We start from the raw sequence: 1278 nt of genomic DNA on the forward strand, positions 1-1278 counted from the left end.
CACATCGACCACGTTGAAGGTCAGGGAGCCGCTCTCGATGCCATGCTGGTCCCCGAACTCGTTTCCAGGGGTGGTCTTGTTGCGTTCCTGGCGCTTGAGCAGGCTGTCGTAACGCAGGTCCACGCCTTGTGCACCCTGGGCCAGGCACGGCAATGAAATGGCGAATGCAATCAGCCCGATCCACCATGCGATGCCTGTTGAATGGAACCGCCGGGGCCGTCTTTGCTGATATGGGATCGTCTTCATGGTGGTGTCAGTCATCCTCATGGTGTCGATCATGCCAACCGGCTTCAAAGAAGCCCGTGGCATATGGTCGGATGGATCGGCTGCCCCACATGCGATCCGTCGGAATAGGTGCCAAGTTGCTTGGAAACGTCATAGGAGCGGCGCCGGAACCTGCCGAGACATGACGCTCTGCCGGTCCGACGCGCGCGCATCGCGGGGCGGTGATAGGCGGAGAAATCGTGGGCAGCCGCGGTCGTGGCGACGGGCATAGCCGAGCCAGAGCTGCCGGCTGGGCCTTGCGCACGGGTTACGGAGCGGCTGCCATTAGGAGTCCACTGGGGCGGACAGGACTCCCAAAGACGCGCTCCAGTTCTCGCGGGATGAAAGAAGACAATCGGCTTCGCGTTTTCGTTCTGCGCGACGCGAGATCGTCCGCGTTCGGCCGGCTCGCCGGGCCGTCGGCCCGAACTTCCATGACAAGGCATGCGTCCCCCAGATATCCGTTCTGTCCCTACGCCATCCCTGGCTCCCCCAAAGGGGATGGCGCCATGCGTGCCAGTGGATCTTGCGCCTTCCGTACCCGTTGTCAAGCGGCTAGTGCAGGTAGTGTTCCCCTCCGAAGTTTAGGGGCCTCCGCTGACGCGAAAAACTGTGCAGCCCCACGGTCTGGCTGCTAATGAAAGCGTTAGCTGCCGTTGGAGCCAGCAGACCATGAAACGCGGATCGAAAGTGCTGTCTTCCAAGGAGCGGTAGTTGGGCCGCTCACGGGTTGCCCGATAGCAGGCAGGCAAATCGTGACGTGTATTTCCTCGCCCATCTGAATCAAACTCCGCGGCTTTCCCCCACCTCACACCCGATGATCAACGGCCTAGTCTTCCGCCACCCCCTCGCGTTCTGGTTCGGCTGCGCGCTGCTGGTGGGCGGGGTGTTCGCGCACGCGCCGATGTTCATGATGGGGCAGCACACGCACTGGCAGATGGTGGGCATGCCGATGACCACGGAGATGTGGCTGGGCATGGCGGCGATCCCGGTGGGGCTGGCGCTGTCGGCCTT

Annotated in this window: 1 protein-coding gene and 1 pseudogene; one reads left to right on the plus strand and one right to left on the minus strand. The window is 62.6% G+C overall.

What is annotated here, in order from left to right:
- On the minus strand, positions 1 to 261 hold a 261-nt coding region (locus JMO03_RS00210), incomplete at its 3' end, for a hypothetical protein (RefSeq protein WP_202839039.1).
- A gap of 763 nt (positions 262 to 1024) precedes the next feature.
- On the opposite strand from JMO03_RS00210, the pseudogene JMO03_RS00215 reads away from it, so the two are divergent.
- Positions 1025 to 1278, plus strand: a pseudogene (locus tag JMO03_RS00215) (hypothetical protein); the annotation flags it as partial.

The organism is Luteimonas saliphila (assembly GCF_016774335.1).
Taxonomy (GTDB): Bacteria; Pseudomonadota; Gammaproteobacteria; order Xanthomonadales; family Xanthomonadaceae; genus Luteimonas; species Luteimonas saliphila.